Below are 235 nucleotides of genomic sequence, written 5' to 3'. Positions count from 1 at the left end.
AAGCAATAGGGTTAAGAATGAGCACTCATTTCGATACTAGTAGTCAGTATAGCCGCAATCATATTCAAATGGTGCTTGGTGGTATTTATCGTAATAAAAGCGACGGTGATGAGTACCAGCTTATCGAGTACCTTGACGATCTAAATCAGGCAGTATTTAGAAACTTACAAACATTAAGTAATCAGGTTTTATCCATCCATGACTTTGATAATGTGACCGATAGTGCAAATAGCTC

At 37.4% G+C, this 235-nt stretch carries 1 protein-coding gene; it reads left to right on the top strand.

Annotated features, from left to right (window positions below; all coding sequences use genetic code 11):
• Window positions 1-17 precede the first annotated feature (17 nt).
• The coding region (locus AAEY79_RS16445; RefSeq protein ID WP_352289859.1) for a hypothetical protein at window positions 18-235 on the top strand (218 nt) is incomplete at its 3' end.

It is taken from the genome of Psychrobacter sp. GW64-MNA-CIBAN-0177 (genome assembly GCF_040309585.1).
Lineage (GTDB): Bacteria > Pseudomonadota > Gammaproteobacteria > Pseudomonadales > Moraxellaceae > Psychrobacter > Psychrobacter okhotskensis.
The sequence above is the reverse complement of the archived record's forward strand: the minus strand, read 5'-3'. Positions and strand labels throughout refer to the sequence as shown.